Origin of the sequence: Paenibacillus sp. BSR1-1 (assembly GCF_030403775.1) — a bacterium.
Lineage (GTDB): Bacteria > Bacillota > Bacilli > Bacillales > Cytobacillaceae > Neobacillus.
In genome coordinates, this window is the sequence record NZ_JAQMWQ010000004.1 from 126809 (window position 1) to 147399 (window position 20591).

Annotated in this window: 20 protein-coding genes; 6 read left to right on the plus strand and 14 right to left on the minus strand. The window is 38.2% G+C overall.

Annotated features, from left to right (window positions below):
• The first annotated feature begins 51 nt into the window (after positions 1 to 51).
• Positions 52 to 1032, plus strand: coding sequence for a stage II sporulation protein M (locus tag PH210_RS08570; RefSeq protein ID WP_289984628.1), 981 nt, complete (start codon positions 52 to 54; stop codon positions 1030 to 1032).
• On the opposite strand, the gene PH210_RS08575 is transcribed toward PH210_RS08570, so the two are convergent.
• Genes PH210_RS08575 through PH210_RS08595 form a run of 5 tightly spaced genes read right to left on the minus strand, consistent with a single transcriptional unit; the run spans position 1010 to position 5965 of the window.
• A complete protein-coding gene (locus tag PH210_RS08575) occupies positions 1010 to 2368 on the minus strand; it encodes a DUF58 domain-containing protein (protein WP_289984630.1) in 1359 nt (452 codons plus the stop codon). The two genes, PH210_RS08570 and PH210_RS08575, sit on opposite strands and share 23 nt — an antisense overlap.
• Positions 2319 to 3248: an AAA family ATPase gene (locus PH210_RS08580; RefSeq protein ID WP_289984632.1), complete on the minus strand. Its 930-nt coding sequence runs from the start codon at positions 3246 to 3248 to the stop codon at positions 2319 to 2321. Before PH210_RS08580 ends, PH210_RS08575 begins: the two co-directional genes overlap by 50 nt.
• The gene (locus tag PH210_RS08585; RefSeq protein ID WP_289984634.1) at positions 3245 to 4372 is read right to left on the minus strand and encodes a DUF4350 domain-containing protein; all 1128 of its coding nucleotides are present in this window, start codon (positions 4370 to 4372) and stop codon (positions 3245 to 3247) included. The genes PH210_RS08580 and PH210_RS08585 overlap by 4 nt, the downstream gene beginning before the upstream one ends.
• Entirely contained in the window at positions 4369 to 5022 is a 654-nt protein-coding gene (locus PH210_RS08590) for a DUF4129 domain-containing protein (protein WP_289984635.1), read from the minus strand. Before PH210_RS08590 ends, PH210_RS08585 begins: the two co-directional genes overlap by 4 nt.
• Positions 5023 to 5050: 28 nt before the next feature.
• Positions 5051 to 5965 (minus strand): DUF7847 domain-containing protein, encoded by a 915-nt coding sequence (locus PH210_RS08595; RefSeq protein ID WP_289984636.1) that lies wholly within the window; start codon positions 5963 to 5965, stop codon positions 5051 to 5053.
• Between the two features lie 214 nt (positions 5966 to 6179).
• On the opposite strand from PH210_RS08595, the gene PH210_RS08600 reads away from it, so the two are divergent.
• Both PH210_RS08600 and PH210_RS08605 read left to right on the plus strand, forming a co-directional pair.
• Positions 6180 to 7040, plus strand: coding sequence for a TetR/AcrR family transcriptional regulator (locus PH210_RS08600; protein WP_289984638.1), 861 nt, complete (start codon positions 6180 to 6182; stop codon positions 7038 to 7040).
• Between the two features lie 111 nt (positions 7041 to 7151).
• On the plus strand, positions 7152 to 8756 hold the full coding sequence (locus tag PH210_RS08605) for an MDR family MFS transporter (protein ID WP_289984639.1): 1605 nt from the start codon (positions 7152 to 7154) through the stop codon (positions 8754 to 8756).
• A gap of 62 nt (positions 8757 to 8818) precedes the next feature.
• Here the strand turns inward: PH210_RS08605 and pepF are convergent, their stop codons facing one another.
• A complete protein-coding gene (gene pepF / locus PH210_RS08610) occupies positions 8819 to 10606 on the minus strand; it encodes an oligoendopeptidase F (protein WP_289984640.1) in 1788 nt (595 codons plus the stop codon).
• A 171-nt stretch (positions 10607 to 10777) separates the two neighbouring features.
• Positions 10778 to 11737: an oxygen-dependent tRNA uridine(34) hydroxylase TrhO gene (trhO, locus tag PH210_RS08615; RefSeq protein ID WP_289984641.1), complete on the minus strand. Its 960-nt coding sequence runs from the start codon at positions 11735 to 11737 to the stop codon at positions 10778 to 10780.
• Positions 11738 to 11917: 180 nt separating this feature from the next.
• Here trhO and PH210_RS29750 point away from each other — a divergent pair, with 180 nt between their 5' ends.
• Positions 11918 to 12457: a CBO0543 family protein gene (locus tag PH210_RS29750; RefSeq protein WP_354669971.1), complete on the plus strand. Its 540-nt coding sequence runs from the start codon at positions 11918 to 11920 to the stop codon at positions 12455 to 12457.
• Positions 12458 to 12548: 91 nt separating this feature from the next.
• Positions 12549 to 13721, plus strand: a complete 1173-nt coding sequence (locus PH210_RS08620) for a glycosyl hydrolase family 18 protein (protein ID WP_289985000.1) — start codon at positions 12549 to 12551, stop codon at positions 13719 to 13721.
• 37 nt (positions 13722 to 13758) lie between these two features.
• Here PH210_RS08620 and PH210_RS08625 read toward each other — a convergent pair whose 3' ends face one another.
• Both PH210_RS08625 and PH210_RS08630 read right to left on the minus strand, forming a co-directional pair.
• Entirely contained in the window at positions 13759 to 14169 is a 411-nt protein-coding gene (locus PH210_RS08625; RefSeq protein WP_289984642.1) for an acyl-CoA thioesterase, read from the minus strand.
• Between the two features lies 1 nt (position 14170).
• A complete protein-coding gene (locus tag PH210_RS08630) occupies positions 14171 to 15331 on the minus strand; it encodes an iron-containing alcohol dehydrogenase (RefSeq protein WP_289984644.1) in 1161 nt (386 codons plus the stop codon).
• Positions 15332 to 15563: 232 nt separating this feature from the next.
• Between PH210_RS08630 and PH210_RS08635 the strand changes: the two genes are divergently transcribed.
• Positions 15564 to 15911, plus strand: a complete 348-nt coding sequence (locus PH210_RS08635; RefSeq protein WP_289984645.1) for a hypothetical protein — start codon at positions 15564 to 15566, stop codon at positions 15909 to 15911.
• An 83-nt stretch (positions 15912 to 15994) separates the two neighbouring features.
• On the opposite strand, the gene PH210_RS08640 is transcribed toward PH210_RS08635, so the two are convergent.
• The 5 genes from PH210_RS08640 to PH210_RS08660 all read right to left on the minus strand — a co-directional run bounded on the left by PH210_RS08640 (position 15995) and on the right by PH210_RS08660 (position 20589).
• Complete coding sequence (locus tag PH210_RS08640) at positions 15995 to 16933, minus strand: MBL fold metallo-hydrolase (RefSeq protein ID WP_289984646.1); 939 nt, start codon at positions 16931 to 16933, stop codon at positions 15995 to 15997.
• On the minus strand, positions 16923 to 17972 hold the full coding sequence (locus PH210_RS08645; protein WP_289984647.1) for an NADP-dependent oxidoreductase: 1050 nt from the start codon (positions 17970 to 17972) through the stop codon (positions 16923 to 16925). The genes PH210_RS08640 and PH210_RS08645 overlap by 11 nt, the downstream gene beginning before the upstream one ends.
• A 25-nt stretch (positions 17973 to 17997) precedes the next feature.
• Positions 17998 to 18978, minus strand: a complete 981-nt coding sequence (locus tag PH210_RS08650; protein WP_289984648.1) for an NADPH:quinone oxidoreductase family protein — start codon at positions 18976 to 18978, stop codon at positions 17998 to 18000.
• A gap of 164 nt (positions 18979 to 19142) precedes the next feature.
• On the minus strand, positions 19143 to 19922 hold the full coding sequence (locus PH210_RS08655; RefSeq protein WP_289984649.1) for a dioxygenase family protein: 780 nt from the start codon (positions 19920 to 19922) through the stop codon (positions 19143 to 19145).
• Positions 19923 to 19944: 22 nt separating this feature from the next.
• Positions 19945 to 20589: an alpha/beta hydrolase gene (locus tag PH210_RS08660; protein WP_289984650.1), complete on the minus strand. Its 645-nt coding sequence runs from the start codon at positions 20587 to 20589 to the stop codon at positions 19945 to 19947.
• Positions 20590 to 20591 lie beyond the last annotated feature (2 nt).

Consider the following 20591-nt stretch of genomic DNA (forward strand, 5'->3'; position numbering starts at 1 on the left):
ACTATAATTAGGAATAGTAATCCAAGCCTGACTAAACGAGAAGGTGTCGAAATGAATCTAAAGCAATTTGTTAAAATGCATCGAGAAGATTGGAAACAGCTCGAACAGCTGATTTCAGCTTTAAGTAAAAGCAGAAAGTCCATTACAGGTGATAATATTACGCAATTTAATCGGCTTTACCAAAAAGCTGCACAGAATTTATCGTACAGCCAGACCTACTTCCAAAATGATGAAGTAACGCAGTATTTAAACGGACTTGTAGCTAAATCCCATAACCTTTTATACAAGGACCAAGTTTCAAGCTTTAAACAAATTCGTTATTTTTTCGGAACCAAATTTGTCGGCCTATTTTTAGAACAATGGAAATTCGTTGTTGTTGCGATGTTTCTATTTACCATTGGTGCTTTGGGGAGCTTTATTTCGGTCTATAATGATCCCCTCCACATTTATTCTCTAATTCCTGCCAATATCGCTCAAGGAGTTGACCCTGAACAAGTTGGCAGTGATCGGGGTGCAGTCGATTCCTCCCTGATGTCAGCAAGTATCATGACAAATAACATCAAAGTCGCGATCTTAGCTTTTGCCGGAGGGATAACCTTTGGACTCCTAACCATTTACTTGCTTGTCTACAATGGCATCCTTATTGGAGCGCTTGCTGCCCTATTCTGGCACCATGACAAATCCTATGATTTTTGGGCCTTTATTGTACCCCATGGCATGATTGAGCTTACAGCCATTTTTATTGCCGGTGGCGCAGGTTTATTAATGGGCTACAAGCTCTTTGTCCCGGGGCAGCTTTCAAGGGGTTACCAATTAAAAAATCAAGCCAAGCGTTCCGTTCAGCTTCTATTAGGGACAATTCCGCTTTTTGTTATTGCAGGTGTGATTGAAGGTTTTATCACACCCGCCGCAATTTCTTTAGAATCAAAATACCTGGTCGCTATCTTAACTGTTGTTGGCTTAATCCTTTATGTCGTCATTGGCAAGCTAAGAATTACGAAAACTAAAACTATAAAAGGTTTTGATTCATAATGTCAATATAATGGGAAACGGCCGTAATTGCTAATTTTTCTTCTTTGGCCTCAATCATTTGGAGGCCTTGTTTTTCCCACTTATTTTTCTCTCTTTTCTTTATTAGATTTTGCTGCTCAGCAATACTTTTTAGCATCGCTGTCTGAACATCAACTGGCTCCTGATTTATTCTTCGTTGTAATGACAGATCTTCAATTCCGATCATTAAAAACAGATGTCGTTGCCTCAGCTTTTTTAAATAGATAAGGGCACTTTCTTCATGGAGAAAAGTGCGAACATCACTAAATAACAGGAGCAGACTTCGTTTCTTTTGCACCATTTCTAAATATTGAAGGACAGCAGCATAATTGGATTCTGCAGCATCTACTTTCAAGTTGTAAATGGCTTGCAGGATTGTCTGAAGGTGAGCCATCCCCTTTGCTGGCGGGACATAAACTTTTATTTCTTTTGAAAAGGCCAGCACAGACACATAATCACCCTTTTGGAGAGCGGCCGCCGTGCAGGTAATTGCCGCCTCAAGAGTTCTTTCTAAGCGGTTTCCCTTCTTCAATTCAGCCCCCATCATTCTTCCGCAATCAATTAAGATGGTGATGTACTTGCCATGCTCCGGTTCATACTCATTTGTCATGACTTCATGCAGTTTGGCCGTTTGACGCCAATTAATTTTTCGCGGATCATCCCCGACCACATAGCTTCTTATTTTTGAAAAATCTCCCGCACCGCTTCTCTGTCTACGAATTTTCAATCCTTCATGCAGCAAAAATTGCTGGGCATTTTCTAAATATTGCTTTGTCTCAGTTAAATCAGGAATAACCTTTATTGTATCTGCTAAATCCACTGTTACTTGCTTTTCCCACAATCCCAAAAGACTGCGATAACGAAAATAAAGCTTTTGAATCTCATATTTACCTCTTTCCTTTGCAGTCGTTTCATAAGAAATCGTTGAGGCAGATTCCTTAGGGATTGATCCTGCAAGAGGAACTCCCTGATCAAAGGACTGTGGGAGTCCATCTATCAAGCGATAGGAAAAAGGATACACTGATTCATTCCTTACATTAATTTTGAAAGAATAGTTAATCCCTCTTTCCATTTCCTCTGAAAGGAAACGACTAAAGAAAAGCTGATTTTTTCTAGGTGAAAATAAAAGATCGGCTAGACTTGCCAAAAAAATAAATCCATTTACGAAAAAGACATATCCCCATGAAACACCCCATACAGAGCCAAGCATTAAAAAAAGGGAAAGTATCAAAAATAGGAGCAATAATCGTTGAGTCGGCAATATCCCTCTATCTTGGAACAGGAACCGAGCCCACAAGCTCTTCAATGATTTGGTCAACGGTTGCTCCCTCCAATTCCACATGCGGGGATAATTGAATACGGTGTCTTAGGGCCGGTTTGGCCGTGATTTTCACATCATCTGGGGTTACATAATTTCTCCCATTAAGGTAGGCCCAGGCTTGAGCCGCTTTTCCAATCGATATTCCTGCTCTTGTACTTGCCCCAAAACGAATTGATTCTGATTCTCTAGTTCTTCGGACAATTTGCATGATGTAATCGATCACACTTTCACTAAGCGTTACTTTCTCAATCTCTCTTCTAATCGAAACAAATGTATCCATATCCAGAACGTTAGTGATTAAAGTTTCATCAAAGCTTTTTTCAATGACTTTTTTTAGTACATCCTTCTCTTCTTCAAACGTAGGGAAGTCGATATGTAGTTTAAACAGAAAGCGATCCTGCTGTGCTTCTGGGAGCGGGTATGTTCCTTCAAATTCAATTGGATTTTGTGTGGCTACGACAAAAAATACTTCCGGCAGTTGATAGGTTTCACCTTGGATTGTTACTTGCTTTTCCTCCATCGCCTCCAAAAGAGCTGCCTGGGTTTTTGCAGGAGTCCGGTTAATTTCATCCGCCAATAGAATATTTGTAAAAATAGGGCCCTTTATAGTTTGAAACGTACTATCCTTCATATTGTATATCGTGCTTCCAGTGATATCACTAGGAAGTAAATCAGGGGTAAATTGAATACGGGTAAAACCGCCTCCAAGCAAACCTGCCAAAGTTCGAACCATTTGTGTTTTTCCTGTTCCTGGGACCCCCTCAAGCAAGACATGTCCTCCTGCTAGTATCGAAGATAAAAGGAGCTTTAGATTTAAACTTTGTCCTAATATCCTCTCTTCGTATTTTTCTAAAAAGGATGTTAACTCCGTTTTCATCCTGCCTCAACCTCTTTCCTCAATTGATCTAGCTTTTTTGACCAAAGCAAGTATTCCTGCTTGCTGATTCTTTCTTTTTCTAAAACGTGGGCCAATCCATTGATAAATGGCAGAATTTCACTAGTCGGTATTTGCTGCCACTTTCGCTCTAAATAATTAGGCAGATCCTGCCATTGCCGGCTGTAGGGAATCCCCCATCGTTCTTGGAGAAGGAGTTTTACATAGTCTGCTTGAATGATTATGGAATCATGATAGCGCCTGCCCTTAAGATACCAGGCTGTTAAGGCACGAATTCCTTCATCACTAAAGCGGACAGTTTCCTCCCTTGTCATGAAAATCGGGCCAAACCGCTTTCCCTTCAACCATAGCCAAAGAATGATTACTAATGCTCCTTGAAGGAAAATAAGCAACAACCATTTAGGAAAGGCTGACAAAAACCCTGTGTCATTCCATTGGCCATGAATGTACTCATCTAACAAAATCGCGTTTGAATTTCCTTCGTTTATTAATAGAAGGATTTGAGACAAATTATCTAACTTTAAGATATTTTGATTTGTCATCCATTCAGGTGTTACTCCAACAATTAATTGTCCCTTGCCAAGGGTCCGTTTTAACGCAATAGGACCTAAATGATCATAAAGAAGAATTTTGTCTTGGTCACTGGTTCTTAGGCGATGACTACTTTTCACTAATGATTTGACAACTCTATTTTCACTATCAAATATAGTGTTAGAAGCAGTATCCTTAGTGGATACGGTTTTAACGTCAAACATCCCTTTAGGATCGTCTTTTAATAACAAAATCGTGTTACCGTTCTCTATAAAAGAGACGTATTTTTGCATATCCTCTTTCGTAAGCTGAATAGATGGCTCGATCATAATAAGAAGTTTATTCTTTGTTGTATGGGGCAGCATTTCTGGCGGCTTCCCCCAAATGGCAACATCCGTTTCTTTATTTAAGTATGTATAAATAGCCTTTACACCGGTGGGAGAGGGAGAATCGGTCACATATCTTGGAAAGGACTGTGGCTTAGGTGAAAAGGTGAAGTAACTAATAAGGATAAAAAGGGTTAAAACCGAAATAAGCAAAAGCCAAGTTTTCCTGCTGGAATATTTATTTTTCAAAGGGTCTCCTCCCTCCCTGCTTCTTGACGCTCTTCAAGCAGCCAATTTCTAACGCCATTTTTAAATGGAAGGAACGCCTCTTTTTCAATTTTTTGTTCCCCATAAGTTACCTCATCGAAAAAAGATGCAAGGTTATAAAATTGATCCGCGATTTCCCTATTGACTTTTCGTAGTTCATCATAATAATCCCAATTCGTTTTCCACACTCTTGCTTCAAGCCAGCCCTTTTCATGGAAGTAAAGCAGTAAAGCTAAGAATAAATGGCGGGTTGCTAGTGTGTAATCTGCTATTGATTCTTGCCGCTTTGCTTCTTGTAAGTGCTGCTGAAACGACCAATTTATTTCCTGTATTGAATTGAGCGGTTTTTGCTCCCGATGCAGTCGGTTTCTCCTGCTATTACGGATAAGGAAAAAAGCAACAACCGCTAAACCTATTATAACGATAACAATGATGGCAATTAGGATTGGGCCAGATAATCGACTGGCAGATTCGATAGAAGGAAACAAGTTTTCAAGCTTGTTGCTTATCCATTCTTTCGCCCTTTCCCATAACGTTTCCAGAAAGCCCTTTGTATGATTGTTGTAAACATGGTATTCCTTCTTATTTAAAATATCTTTTAATGCATCTCGTGCCTTGTTAGCATCCAGCAAAACCATCACCTAACTTTAAATCGGTTATTTATTTCGTATAATAGTCTTCAATCATTTCTTTAAGATCATCAGCATCATGTCGAGTTTTCAAATCCAGATACATAACCGCATATCCGACGGTGAAAAACATAGTCGTAATGATGGTAATAAGGTTACTAATAATCGATAACAACACACTATTTCCTAATGAGAGTCCTAAACTCGCTTGTACTGCAAAACTTATACTAGAGATGATCAAGTAAAATACAATGTAGAGCCCCAGTAATGGCCAAGTCCGTTTCTTGGTTAGCCTCCAGCTTCTGGAAAGGCCTGGTGATTGGCGATCAAGTATGACAGAAGCAAAATAAAAGCTCCAGCGGGTTATAAGTAATCCCATTACCAATGCAAAAGCAAAAAATAGCAATACCCCTGTAAGAATTCCAACTATCGGATGCCCTATCGCCGAAACGCCGAAACCAGCCCCTGCAATGATAGCCACAGGGATTAGGATAATTCCAAATATGATTAGGCCAAATAACAGCGAGCTGCCTAGCATCGGCCAAAATCTTGAAAAAGCTTCTTTTATCACTAACCCAGATGAAAATTCTTCATTGTTTCTAATGTGATTTACCGCAAAAAGAACTGCAGCTTCCGCCACGGGAAACAGAAGGAAACTTACAATTGCTATCACAATTACTCCTATATCTGCACTTATACTGCTGCTATCAAATGTTCCTGACTCTTCAAAGCTTGAAAGCATTTGTTCAAACCAATCACTTCCCGTCCCAACCTGCCTAAAAAAGCTAGTCCCCGACATAAGCTGAAGGATGGCTTGAATTAAATAAACGGGTCCCATTAATATAATCAAAATCAGGAAAAACTCCTTAAAATGTTTTTTACATAAATTAAACGTGTGATCCAGAATTTCACCAAATCCTTTTGGTCTCGTAAATTTCGAATCCAAATCAATTCCCCCTATCTAATAGAAATATATAAGGTTTATTTTATCAGTATTCTGCCAGAATAAGTGTAAAAAGTTATTAAAAAATGGAAAATTTGGGTGTTTTGAGCAGATGCACTTTCTTTATGTTTATTGACAAATGAAATCAATTCGAATAGCATTTTGACTATACTATAAGAAATTCTGACCGGACAGTCATTTTTTTGGAGGGTTTATTTTGCGGGAAAAGGAAAAAATTATTATTGAGGCGGGGATGAAGTTATTTGCCAGCAAAGGCTTTTCTTCAACTTCCATTCAAGAAATTGCAACAGAAAGCGGCATCTCCAAAGGGGCCTTTTATTTACATTTTAAATCAAAAGATGAATTATTACTTGCTATTTTGGAGTATATCTTTGAAACGGTTAATTCTAGTATCTCCATTTATGAACAACAAAATTTGTCGCCTCGGGATAAATTTATCAAACAATTATCTTCGCTCTTTGGTACTTTCTTAGGGCATAAAGAGTTTATAATCATGCTTTCAAAAGAACAAGCCATTCCACGGAATGATAAAATTAAAAACCTTATGTTTAACAAGCACTATGAGAATCATCTTCTTTTTCGTGAAGGAATTTTATCCATTTATGGAAAAGATGTTGAAGCCTATACAGTTGATCTGGCCTTGATATTGGAAGGCTTATTTAATGCCTATATGAGATTGATGTTTTTTGAGCAACACGGGATCGATTTTGATGGGCTGACCCAATATTTAATGCGGCGATTAGATAGTATTGTGAAAGAAATTACGTTTGAAAAACCATTCTTAACAGAAGATAAGCTTAAAAAGGTGCTAAAAAAATCACAGGATTTGTTTGAAAATGTTGATATCCATCAAGTCGTTCAAAAGATGAAAGAGGAATTAAGTCACATAGAGAATAAAGAAGCGTTAGAAATATCACTGGATGTCCTTGAAGAGGAAATTAAAAAAGAAAGTCCACGAATTCCAGTAATCAAAGGAATGTTATTTAACTTTAAAGAAGTTGGTGCATTTAAAGAATATACAAGATGCATTGCGTCTTATTATGGTTTTGAGGATTAATCAAATCCATACTTTTGATTTATATTGACTGACTGGACATTCGGGGTGTATAATGACTCAGCGGTCAATAATTACTAAATCAAATAAACACTATGGATAGGAGAAATAAATATGGGAATCCAAGAAAAGGGGATTAATACCCGATTAGTCATAACCGGATTAATAATTGGTATGTTCTTTAGTGCCCTCGAGCAAACAATTGTCGGTACTGCCATGCCAACAATCATTGCTGAGTTAAATGGCTTCAAAATTTTTGCATGGGTAACAACTGCCTACATGATTACATCGACAACGATCGTACCAATTGTCGGAAAGCTATCAGACCTTTATGGCAGACGGTCACTTTATTTACTCGGAACCATCATTTTTATTATTGGTTCGGGTCTATGTGCAACAGCGACTAACATGGAACAATTAGTCCTCTATCGTGGACTTCAGGGAATTGGCGGAGGAATGATTATGCCGCTTTCACAAACAATTATCGGTGATATCTTTACGGCTGAACAACGAGCAAAATGGCAAGGTATCTTTGGCGGTCTGTTTGGATTAAGCTCAGTTATTGGTCCGTTCCTAGGCGGACTGATTGTCGATCATATTAGCTGGCATTGGATTTTCCTTATCAACGTGCCATTCGGCTTATTATCTGCGCTATTAATTTTTGCCGGATTGAAAAATGAAAATGCTGCAGCGAAAAAAGAAAAAGTAAACATTGATTATTTAGGAATTATCACCTTGATTCCAGCAATTGTCTTGTTATTACTTGGATTAACCTTTGGCGGCGATAAATTTGCCTGGACATCTGCAAAATCCTTCCTGATTTTCGGAGGAGCGATTGTCCTATTTATAATTTTTGGCTTTATTGAGAGAAAAGCAGTAGAACCTATTCTAGATTTATCCTTCTTTAAAAATCGTATTTTTGCCACAATGAATGGCTTAGGATTTTTGTTAGGACTTGGCATGTTTGGGGCGATTATGTTCGTACCAATGTATATGCAGGGAATTCTAGGGGTTTCACCTACTCAGGCAGGTTCTACGATGACTCCGATGATGATTGCTATGATTGCAGCAAGTATTATTGGCGGTCAATTATTGCTTAGATTTAGCTTCCGGTCGGTATTAACAGCGGGAATGGTGCTTGCCGGTCTTGGATTTTATTTAATGAGCACTATGGGATTGGATTCTAGTGAATTTACAGCGTATGCTTACATGGTCGTTCTTGGATTGGGAATGGGGTTAGTGATGCCTACGTTAATGATTGCGATTCAAAACGAATTTCCGAAATCCCAGTTAGGAACAGTAACATCTGCGTCGACCTTTTTCCGTTCCATTGGAGGTACGATTGGAATTACGGTTTTAAACTCAGTCATGAACCATTCTCTTGAAACACAAATGGCCGATGTTACAAAAAGCACAGACAACCCTGTCGCTCATGGAGCCTTACAAACTCTTTCTGATAAAACAGATGCCTTGTTCGGTCTTTTAATCAATCCAGGATTATTAAAATTACCTGGTGATATACAAAAAATCGTCATTCACGGCATCGAAACAGCATGGTCTGAATCCTTTACGACAGTCTTTTTAACCGGTCTCATTTTTATTGCAATCGGTGTATTGGTTGCCCTATCGGTCGGAAAAGGCCGTATTAAAAAGGACAATGAACTTAACCAGGAAAAGGAACAACAAGAAAAATCCTTTGGACAAGAAGCAACTGAATAAGTTCAAAATGGTAAATTACCAGTACTAACCCGCAGAAAATAATCCCGCGGGTTAGTTTTTGTTTATAGTGTTGAAAATTCTTCCACTAATTCGCTGAATTTTTTAAGAGAATTTTCGATCGGAAGTGGTGTTGTAAGGTCTACCCCTGTCTTTTTCAATAATTCAAGCGGATAATCGGAGCTGCCGCTTTTTAAGAAATCTAAATAAGAATGGAGCGTTTCCTCGTCTCCTTCAAGTATTTTTGTGGCTAAATGGATGGCAGAGGCAAAGCCCGTGGCATATTTGTAAACATAGAATGGCCGATAAAAATGCGGAATTCTAGACCAGCCATATTTTACTTCATCATCAAAAACGATCTCTTCTCCATTATATTCCCTAAACAACGCCTCATAGGTTTGATTGAACACTTCCACATTTAATGGATGGCCGTTTTCCGCCATTTCATGCGTCTTTTTCTCAAATTCTGCAAACATGACCTGGGTAAAAAAGGTTCCTTTATATTGATCAATAAAATGATTAACCAGGTGTTTACGTATATTTGCATCCTTCTCAGTATTGAGCAAATAATTAATTAGTAAAACCTCATTTACGGTCGAGGCTACCTCCGCCACAAAAATACTATAGCCTGCGGTGATTTGCGGCTGGTGCTGAGAGCTTAGCTTGCTATGGACACCATGACCGCATTCATGGACTAATGTAAATAAACTGTCCAAATCATCTTGATGATTAAGGAGAATATATGGATGAACACCGTATACGCCAAGATTATACGCTCCGGAGCGTTTACCCGGTGTTTCTCTAACGTCGATGTATCTAGCATCCTTAAATTCGTTTAAGATACTCAAGTAATCATCGCCAAGTGGTGCTAATGCTCTACACATTGTTTTGTAGGCCTCTTCATACGGGATAACCTGTTTTACACCGCTGATGAGGGGGACACTCATATCATATTGCCGAAGTTCCTCCAAACCTAACTTTTCCTTGCGGATCTGATTATAGCGATGAAGGGATGCGATATTGTTTTTGGTTGTCTGGATTAGATTTTCATAGACCTCTCTCGGGACTTTATCGCCGAATAATCCTTTTTCCAATGCAGAAGGATATTGGCGAATTTTCGATAAGGTCACATTATTCTTAATAGCTGCAGAAAGAGTTGCGGCAATGGAATTCTTTAATTGTACATAAGGTTGATAATATGCCTTATAAGCCTCCCTCCGCTTCTCGCGGTCCTCATCCTCGATTAATTTTGAATATAAGCCCCTTGTCAATTCAATCTTCTCACCGCTTTCAACGGTCACTTCGCCAAATTTGATATCTGCATTATTTATCATGCCATATGTATGGCTTGGAACTGAAAGCGCTTCACCCAATTGAGATAAGACTTCCTCCTGCTCCTTACTTAACACATGGGCTTTATAGCGGAACGATTCTAATAAATCCTCTTCAAAGTATTTTAGCCCCTCTTCTTCTTTTATATAAGTTTTTAAGGTTTCTTCTTTTAAGCTTAATAAGAAAGGCATGAAAAAGGATGTTGATGCACTAACCTTTACACTCAATTGTTTTGCTCGATCTAACAGGACTTGAGATTTGGTTTCCCTCGTATCCACATCAACATTTAACATCGCATAAGCATAAATCTTATTAAAAACAAACGATAATTCTTCACTTTGCTTCAAATACTGATATAAGGATTTCCCGTCGGTTATCTTACCATCAAATCCCTTAAGTTCAGTCGAGATTTTTTCAATCAAATGTAAATCATTTTCCCACTGTTTTTCGTCAGCATATATATCTTTTAAATTCCATTGCTCATGAATGGGCACTTCTTTTCTTGTCGTGTATGTTGTCATTCGTAATGCTCCTTTTTCAATTACTTTTACCTCAAATAGATTCCTTATGATAAATATATTCGAATTGATTCACCTAAATCCTTTAACATGGAGATAAAAAATTTCCATTTTCAAAAGTAATAGCTGTTAAATAAAAAAGCAGGCCATTAATATGACCTGCCACATCCTTGTTTATATAGTTACTTCTTCACCAATAGCCTTCAATCTTTCTGATACTTCTTCTTCGGTTAGACCATGTTGTGCAATATAGCGGTTTCTAGGGTGTACCCTGCATTCGTGAGAGCAGCTGCGTAAATGTTTATGTTCACTTTCCTCTGAGCAAAGGATTTTTCGATTACATTCTGGATTTGCACAATTAACATACCGTTCACATGGCTCGCCTGTATAGAAATCTTTACCTACGACAACATGCTCTTTGCGGTTAACGGGAACACTGATTCGCTCATCAAAAACATAAAGCTGGCCATCCCATAATTCCCCCTGTACTTCTGGGTCTTTTCCATATGTGACGATGCCGCCTTCCAATTGTGAAACATCTTCAAAGCCTTCCTTTCGAAGCCAGCCAGAGAATTTTTCACAACGAATTCCACCAGTACAATAAGTAAGAATCTTTTTGCCTTCAAACTCTTGTTTATTTTCTCTAATCCATTCCGGTAAATCACGGAAGTTGAGAATGTCTGGTCTTACTGCACCTCTAAAATGACCTAAATCAAACTCATAATCATTTCGTGCATCAATGACGACTGTATCTTCCCTTTGCATCGCTTCGAAAAATTCCTTCGGTTTTAAATGCTTGCCTGTAAGAACATGTGGATCCACATCATCCTCTAACCGGAGAGTAACCAGCTCTGATCTATGTCGAACACGTAATTTTTTGAAAGCATGCTCAGTAGCTTCATCTATTTTAAAAACAGTACCTGAAAAAAGCGGATGCTTATCCATCCATTTGATATAGGCATCAGTTTGTTCAATGGTGCCTGACACCGTTCCATTAATTCCTTCCGATGCAATGATGATCCGACCTAATAAACCTAAATCCTGGCACACTTGACGGTGTTCATTCACCGTTTCCTCCGGATTCTCGATTTGTACGTATTTATAATATAATAACACTCTATATTCTTGATTCATATTAACCACCTTACATTTAAAAAACTTATTAAAAATCTAACAATCAATTTTAACAAGGTTTAACTTAATTTTCAACCAACTGCCCCAAAGTGGATTGTGAAAAGAAACCTTCATATTTTCTATTTAATTGTAGACTCTATCTATAGTCAAGCGAAAATGGCTGTTTCAATGGGGGATGTTATGTTATACACATTTGCATCTTATTTAAGACTGAGTATTCCCTTTTTATATCTCCTTGCTGCCTGGCGATTTGGAGATTGGAAAAATTGGATAAAATATTATCCAACTATACTTTTTTTGATATGTGTGGACTTCGGTATGTCCATTTTCACCTATAAATATCCATTATGGACCTTTCAAAAATCATTAATGGTTCCTAATCATACTATTTCGGACTATTTAATTACCTTTTTTGGATTATCTCCTCTGATCTTTATTTTTCTTTCAAAATACCCTTTTAAGTCAAGTATGATTTGGCAAATTGTGTATGGCGCATGTTGGGTCATTTTTTCCGCTGCCATGGAAAGCTTTTTTAATGCAGCCGGACTAATAACATACCATCATGGTTGGAATTTTTTGTGGTCCATTTTAGTTTGGGTTTTCATGTTCTTTGGCATACGAGTTCATTTTAGCAAACCTTTTTGGGCTTGGCTTCTTTGCTTCGCATGTGTTTTTTTTATTAAACTATACTTTCAAATCCCAATCAGAAATATGAAGTAATCCTAAACAGGTCGATATTACCAACTCATTCTTCCCATTTTTTCTGTTACAATTTTTAAGGTACGTGAAAAATAGGGAGGAATCCATATTGATGAAAAAACGTAATCTCCTCCTTGGACTGGTAATTGCATTTACCTTTATTGGGGGAATTTTTACTGGAATATTATTCACTGGAGATAAGTCCGATTCAGACCAATCTAATAAGATTAAAATAGATAAAGCACCAAAGTCTTCCATAAAACCAATGGAAAAGGCACTGCCACAAGTCGATAAAACACAATCAAAAGTATTAATCGGGTATGTTCAGGATTACCGTGATCCAAATATAGTGGATTACTCCAAACTAACGCATGTGATCTTTTCTTTCGCCCATCCCACAAAGGACGGTGGAATATTGCTAAATGGAGATACTCCATTAAAAAACTTACGTACCATGGTAACAAAAGCAAAAAAACACAATACAAAAGTCATGATTGCAGTTGGCGGTTGGTTCCACATGAATGGCGGAGAATCCTACCCGTATTTTAAAGCAGCTATCTCTAATCCTGTATCCAGAACAAAGCTAGTTAATGAGCTTACTAGTTTCGCAGACAGGGAAAATCTAGATGGAATAGATATCGATTTTGAGCATCCCCATTCAGCAGCTGATGCTCAAAATTTAGCCGCTTTCGTCAAGGAGTTAAGCGAAAGGCTTCACCCAAAAAAGAAAGAATTGTCGATTGCCGTTTATGCAAAGATACATGCTGTCACCTTGAAGGAAACAGGGTTTGTCAATTATGAACCGTCCATGTTCCAATATGTTGACCATGTCAATATCATGGCCTATGACGGACAATGGGATGATGGTTACCATGCTGAGAATTTATCTCCTTACCCATATGCAGAAAAGATTGTCGAGTATTGGGCAAACTATTTCGATCAGCAAAAATTATCAAAAGAAAAACTGGTATTAGGCGTTCCCTTATATGCACAGCCTGTAGATCCAAAAATTAAGCAGGTTTCCTATTCAGCCATCGTTAATCAAAACCCAGCTAATGCTGCCAACGACACAGTAAAAATGAATGGCACCACCTATTATTACAACGGCGATGTCACGATGAAAAAGAAAACCAAACTCGCCCTTGACCATGGTTTCGGCGGGATGATGCTTTGGGAAGCAGGATTAGATGCCCAAGGCCCGAAAAGTTTAACTGGGTCAATTTATACCGCAATTAAGGATTCAAGCAAAGAACCTGTCAAATATTACACAGTGAAGAAAAATTAAAAGGCTGCCTCCTTTAATGAGGGCAGCCTTTTTTTTGCTATTCCAAGACAACTGTTTGATTATATAAATGTTTCTCTAATTCCATTCGAATTTTTTCTGGAATTGGCTCTGATTTTTGCTTTTGGACATTAAAGTTTACATAAAGGGCAGTTCCTTTTGCACATACCCGTTTATTTTGGTGAATTTCCTCATATAGCTCTAAGCTCGAATTACCAATTTTCTGCACCCACGTTTTAACTTCTACATTTTCACCAAAATAAATCTGGCTGACATATTCAACATTCATTTTAAGAATAATCATTCTCCAATTTTTAAATGAATGGTCAGGAGTAAATAATTTAAAAAGGGGATTACGGCCTGCTTCGAACCAAACTGGTATCGTTGTATTATTAATGTGACCCACTCCATCGGTTTCAGAAACTCTTGGCTCAATAGTAGTTATATACATGTTAAATCCCCGCCTTCACACCCTTAAATGCTTGCAGGTAAATTTGGAAAATATCCTCTTCTTTCAGAGTCCTCGGACTTCGGGCAAGCAGTCTTGTTTGTTTAACAGCATCCTCTGTTAACATACCAAGTTTTGATTCTGGAATTCCATATTCCTTTAATGTTGAAGGTAAACCAACACCCTCTACTAATTTATAAAAAATCCGCAAACATTCATCAGATGTTCGTTCAGCTCCTTGTTTCGTTAAAATGTTACAAACATTATTCATCTTTTTCGAACAGCTTGGGGTTATATAATTCATGACATATGGAAGTAATACAGCATTGGATTCTCCATGAGGTAATTTAAATTGGCTTCCTAATGGATAGGCCAGAGCATGGACTCCAGCAACCCCTGCATTGAAAAAGGCTAACCCGGCTAAATAGCTGCCATAGCTCATCGCTGTTCTTGCATCGATATCTTCTCCGTTTTCTACGACTATTTTCAATGAATCGCTAATCAGTTCAACAGCCTTCAATGCTAAGGAATCTGTTGCCTCATTGGCATTTACTGAAAGGTACGCTTCAACGGCGTGGGTTAAAGCATCAATGCCAGTTGCAGCGGTTATTCGTGCGGGAACAGAAATGGTTAGTTGAGGATCGACGATGGCGAGATTGGCGAGTAAAAAATCATGGGTGACTACATCCTTTGTCCCCTTGAGCGATAATACCGCAATATCGGTTACTTCACTACCCGTTCCTGACGTTGTTGGTATCAGTATTTTGGGGATACCCTTATGTACTAAGGATTTTGTTCCAGTCAAATTTAAATAATCCACAACCGTTCCTTCATTTTGTGAAATAACAGCAGCAAGCTTCGCTAGATCTAGGGCGCTGCCCCCTCCTAATCCAATCACACAATCAAATTCTCCCTGCCTGGTATACTCCACCAATTTTTCTGCACAATTTAAAGATGGCTCAGGTTCTACTTCTGTATATACATTAACAGCAAACTTTTCATTTAAGTGGGACAGATATTGATCAACGAGACCAATTTTAACCAGTGTTCGATCGGTTACAATAAGAATTTTACTAACATTCCAGTTTCGGAGTTCTGGTAATAGTTTTTCAATTGAACCTAAACCAATATGTGATCGCATCGGGAACCTTAATGTAGAAATCATTTTTTAACCTCCTTAGCAGTCTATTATTTGTATATTTCTACAACCCATTGATTATCCCTGCTTTTTAATAATAGGAAATATCATCTGTTAGTAGATGGTCAATAAGCAGTTAAATGACACCCATTTGTAATATATTCTGGAATTTGTCGAATCATTTCCCGAAGTTTTTGAAGGATTTTGTCGGATTACAAAGAAAAGAATAATGGAGTTGCAAAAAAGGAGGAAAAGAGAGATGAAGAAACTTCTACCATTACTATTCGGGGGCTTAATCGCGTTAACGTTGTTCGTTTCTACTGGGAATACAGCTAAAGCAGCAGAATGTGGTTGTGCAGTTACACCAATTTTAGGTGCCGAACGGAATAAACTTGTTGCTGATCTAATAAACAGTGAAGAATTTAAGAATATCAAAAAGGAGCTACAAAAAGAAGAGTTATCTTGGAGTGGTGCAGATACAATTGAAGTAATTAAATTTAATATTAGTGGTGAAATTTTAATTGCTGTACCATTTTTAGATGCAAATGGAAGTGGTTTTATGTATGTATTTTATAATGGTAAATTCGTTTATTATACACCTCTTTAATTTTTGAAACACATTGGAAAATAATAAATTCAATCAAACCCAACTAATTATAGTTGGGTTTGATTTTTTTTTACTTAATAATATTACTCAGAAAAATAATACCAAATCCCATTTTGATTTTCTTTTTTACATTGACCACTTTGATGAAGATACTCCAAATGAGCCAGTGTCTCTCCAATAGCAAATCGGGTTTCATGGGTGGTTAAATTTTTAAAGAGCTTTTGGCATATTTCATAGATGGTCGATGGTTTTTGGATAAATTTATATGTTGCATCGAGCCGCTCATGGTGATGGGCAATTAATTCCTCAATCCTCCTATTGGCATTTCGGAAAGGTTTACCATGTGAAGGGATGACATAATCGACGTCAAGTAATTCAATTTTTTTCAATGATTGAAAGAAAGCCTCTAACGGGTTCTCAATCCCGCGGAACCAATAGGAAATATTAGGTGAAATTTTCGGTAAAATGTGATCGGTTGAAAAAAGGATGCTGTTCTCTTTGTTGTACAAGCTAATTAATCCATCTGAATGACCAGGCGTGAAAATCACTTCATATTCATATTTTCCAAAAGGGATTTTCATTCCCTCCTCCAAATAATGAGTTACCTTAGGATAAGGTTTGACCCTTGGAGAAAAGCTTCCTTCATCACTTGTTAATTCAAATGAAATATTATCTGGCAGACCGCACATGTCATAATTCTTTTTAACAAACTCAAGTGAGCCCGGTTCCCAATATGTGAGTCCAGCTTCTTCATCAACCTTCGTCATCCACACATCAGCAGCGGTTAACTGTTGTAATGTACCAGCATAGCCAAAATGATCGGGATGATAGTGGGTAATAATGAGATCTTTAATATCATGCTTTTCAATTATTTGCTGCCATATATCCTGCGATACCGCATTATTTAATCCCGAATCAATTATCGTCCATCCCTCAGAACCTTCTCCTAAGAAACAATGAACATGATTTAATCGAAAGGGCAATGGAATCGTTACTTGTGTAACACCTATATCATTCAGCAAAAGTAGCCTCCTCCACTGAAGTAGGGGCAGCTGCTTCAGCGACCTTCACCAGCTGTTTGCCAATATTTTCTCCTCGAAAAAGTCCAAGAAAAGCATCTACGATATTTTCAAAGCCTTCAATGACATTTTCACGGTATTTGATTTTTCCTTCACTTATCCACTGTGATAAATTGGTGTAACCTTCTCTATTATGTTCCGCAAAGTCAGAAACAATGAACCCTTTCACCATGGAACTGGTTTTAAGTAGTTGTCCAAGAATCCTTGGCCCCATTTCTGGTTTTTCCAAATTGTATTGAGAAATTTGACCACAAATGACAATACGTGACTGAAAATTGATCAGCTTCATCACTTGGTCCGTCACCGTTCCACCGACATTATCAAAATAAACATCAATACCATTCGGGCATGCTTTTAATAGTTCCTTGTATAAGTCTGGTGATGTTTTATAGTTGATAGCTGCATCAAAGCCTAATTCTGCTGTTAGAAACTCACATTTCTCGTCAGCTCCTGCAATTCCAACTACACGGCAGCCTTTCAATTTTGCGATTTGCCCTACGATCGTCCCTACCGCACCCGAAGCTCCTGAGACAACGACGGTTTCCCCTTCCTTAGGCTGTCCGATGTGTAATAATCCGAAATAGGCGGTCAAACCAGGCATTCCGAGCACATGAAGGGCCGTAGAAATCGGTGCGGCTTCTGATTTGATTCTTCGGATGTTACTGCCATTGGAAACATTGTATTCCGCCCATTCCATCCTACCTTCGACAAAACTATTGACCTGAAATTTTGGATTCTTCGATTCGATCACTTGACCCACGATTCCTCCAATAAAGGGCTCCCCTACCTCATATGACTTAGCATAAGATTTTTCATCCGACATACGGCCGCGCATGTAGGGATCAACAGAAATATATAGGGACTTAATTAATACTTCTCCATCCACGATTTCTGGTACGCTTGTTTCAATCGTCGTAAAATTACTTTCATCAGGCATTCCAACCGGTCGGTATGCTAACAGGATTTTTTTATTTTTGATCATCGTTTTCAGCCTCCGTATGATTGATTTATACTTTTACTACAACTTTCCCCCACGTTTTCCTTGTTGCTAGTAGGTTTAAGGCATCCGGTACATCTTGAAAGTCAAACTCCTTATAAATGAGCGGTTTGATTTTTCCTTGTTCATATAAACTGATTAGTTCCTCATGTTCTTGATTCACTTTTTCAGGATATAGTCGATTAAAATAACCCCAGTGAACACCAACAACCGAATAATTTTTAACTAAAACATGATTGGCTGGGATGCTTGGAATCTGACCGCCGGCAAATCCAATTACCAGTATTCTTCCATCGAAGGCAATACATTTGCGAGAACGGTCAAAAACATCGCCGCCAACCGGATCATAAATCACATCTGCGCCTTTTCCATCTGTTTCTCTTTTCACTACTTCAACAAAGTCCTCTGTTAAGTAATCAATGACCACGTCAGCTCCAAGCTGCCTGCAGATTTCTGTTTTTTCCGAACCGCCCGCAGTTGCTATTACATATGCGCCTGCTGCCTTTCCTAACTGGATAGCCGCCGAACCAACGCCTCCTGCTCCAGCATGAACAAGTAAGACCTCGCCTTTTTGGATATTAGCCCGATTAAATAAGGCATAGTAGGTGGTATGATATGTAATAAACATCGAGGCAGCTTCATTCCAGCTCATTGATTCAGGAATAGGATAGACAGAAGCTTCGTCCACTGAAACATACTCCGCCAATCCTCCATGCGGCTTTTGTGGTAAGGCTAACACTCTTTGCCCCTCTTTAAACTTGCTCCCTTCTTTCACTTGAACCACTATACCTGATACCTCTGAACCAATCGAAAATGGCAGCGGTGGTTTCTCTTGATATTTCCCTTGGCATAAAAGAATATCAAAAAAATTAAGCGCAACCGACCTAACCTGGATTAAAACTTCGTTTTCTCCACGTTCCGGGTTTTCCACATTCTCCATTCTTAAAACATCGGATGGCTCCCCAAGTTCTTTAACTAACCAGCTTTTCATGATTTTTCCCCCTTCGTTATTACATTATTGAAAAGAATCGTTTACATTTATATGAATAATAACAATATTCATAATATTTTTCAATTTATTTAGTTCATCGAAAATTTAAAAATACAACAAAAAAAGGCCAGAAAACTGACCTTTTTACCTTTATATATATAATCTTACCCAAACTGCCAAACACTGTGGGCAAGATTTCCATAACGGAAGCTCCGTTGTAACAAGTTTGCTTTTTTCACATCGTCAGCTGCTCCCATGGCATAAAACAAAGGAATAAAATGTTCATTTCCATATGGAGGAACACTATATTCTGCATATGGTGCCAAAGAATCATACTTGAATAATGATTCTACATCCCACGTTTGCAGGTGATGGGCCAACCAATCTTCGAACTCAAGGGCCCATTGATCTACCTGGCCATTATCAGCCCATTTTAATGCCCTCAGATTATGAGATGTTCCTCCACTAGCAATAATCAAGACATCATTTGCTCTTAGATCGGAAAGAGATTTTCCTATTTTATACTGATCCCGTGGAGTAAGTTTCGGGTTTACGGACATGGCAATGACCGGAATATCGGCATTTGGATAAAGCATACGAAGGACAACCCATGCGCCGTGGTCTAATCCGCGTGAAGTTTCTACTTCAAACGGAACATCGTTTGCTTTGAACAACTCCTTAATTTCTTCTGAAATTTGCTGATCCCCTTTTGCTGGATATTTAATTGTGTAAAGGGCAGGATCGAATCCTCCGAAATCATAAATTGTGCTATATTCTTTAACTTCACTTACTTTTTGATGGTTAGACTCCCAATGAGCTGAAAATAATACGATGGCCTTTGGTCGTGGTAAGTCTTTGCCAAGCTGATTTAAGAAATCTGTATATTCATTGTTCTCAATTGCAAGTAATGGTGCACCATGAGCGATAAAGAAAGATGGCAGCATTTCAAATTCCTCCCTTTTAGTTTTATTTTTCTAGAATCACAAACAGCCATTTCATAAAATCCTGCTGATTTTGTAGTGAAACGGAATGACCCTCCTGATAGGTTTTAAAAGTTACATTGGCGCCTAATTCTCTAAAATATTCATTATTGGCTACTCCCCATTCAAAAGGAAGAACTTGGTCCATTTCCCCATGAGAAATAAATATGGAAAGGTTATTCACAGGTTTTATATCGTATTCTTCCTTAACAAAACCAGGAATATAGCCGCTAAGGGCAACGATGCCTTTAATTCGTTTACCTAATGCAAGACCAAGCGTCATGGAAAGAATGGCACCTTGGCTAAAACCTAATAAGAACAAATTACTTTGGTCTAATGGATATTCTGCGCAAGCATAATCAATAAAGGTTGTGAGTTTATTTATCCCTTCATCAAACACTTCACGGTGTGGTTTCCCATAACCCTGAATTGTAAAGAAGGCAAAACCAGGAGGCTGCGGCAGATGACCTCTTATACTGAAAATGTAAAATTGTCCTTCTAATTCCTTTACCAATGGCAGCATATTTTGTTCATTGCTGCCAATTCCATGCATAAGAAATATGGCTGGATACGTTTTATTCGGATCTATTTGATTTGGTCGACGAAGTTCATAAACCATTGGAGAAATCATTT